The sequence below is a fragment of the Nguyenibacter vanlangensis genome (genome assembly GCF_013376155.1).
Taxonomy (GTDB): Bacteria; Pseudomonadota; Alphaproteobacteria; order Acetobacterales; family Acetobacteraceae; genus Gluconacetobacter; species Gluconacetobacter vanlangensis.
In genome coordinates, this window is sequence record NZ_JABXXP010000959.1 from 1 (window position 1) to 875 (window position 875).

Annotated in this window: 1 protein-coding gene; it reads right to left on the reverse strand. The window is 70.2% G+C overall.

Going from position 1 to position 875, the window contains the following annotated elements; genetic code table 11:
• A partial coding sequence (locus tag HUK84_RS20465; protein ID WP_176641833.1) for an amidohydrolase family protein occupies positions 1 to 875 on the reverse strand: 875 nt, incomplete at both ends.

Here is an 875-nt window from a genome sequence, read left to right on the forward strand (position 1 = left end):
CGTCGACGGCCAGCGACACGCGTCCGCCCAGCCGGTCCAGGTCCGGCGCCGGGGCGATGCCCGAGCCGAGGCGGCAATTGCTTTGCGGGCAATGGGCCATGCCGGTGCCGGTTTCCGCCAGGATGGCGATTTCGCTGTGATCGAGATGGACCAGATGCGCGAACCACACGTCGGGCCCGGTCCAGCCATGTTCGGCCACGAACTGGACGGGGCGCATATTGTGGGTTTCGCGGCAATAGCGGACGTAATTGCCGGTTTCGGACAGGTGGCTGTGCAGCCCGATGCCCATCGCGCGCGCGGCATGGGCCAGTTCGCGCAGCTCGTCCGGGGTGACGCCCCAGGTCGGGGTGTTGGGGGCGATTACGATGCGCCGGCGGCTGTCGGGCGACGGATCGTGGTAGCGCGACACCAGGTCGCCGACCCGCCGCAGCATGACATCGAGCGGTTCGGTGGGCGTGGGCAGGATGTCGTCGGTGTCGAAGGCGCGGGTGCGGGTGGTGCCGCCGCGTGCCAGCACCAGGCGCAGCCCCAGCCGGTCGGCGGTTTCGAACAGCACGGCGGCCGGGTCGTAGCGGTAGCTGTCGGCGAACAGATAGTGATGATCGGCGACGGTGGTGCAGCCGGACAGCAGCAATTCGGCCATGCCGACCAGGGCGGCGGTCTGGAGCGCGTCCTCGTCCAGGCGGTTCCAGTAGCTGGTGGGGACCAGGCGCAGCCAGGTTTCGAGCGGCGCGTCGATCGCGCTGGGCACGCCCTTGAGCATGCTCTGGAACAGATGGTGGTGGGTCGAGATCAGGCCCGGCGTGACGACGCCGCCGCGCGCGTCCAGCACCCGGTCGCCCGGCAGGGCCGGGACGTCGCCGATCTGCGCGATG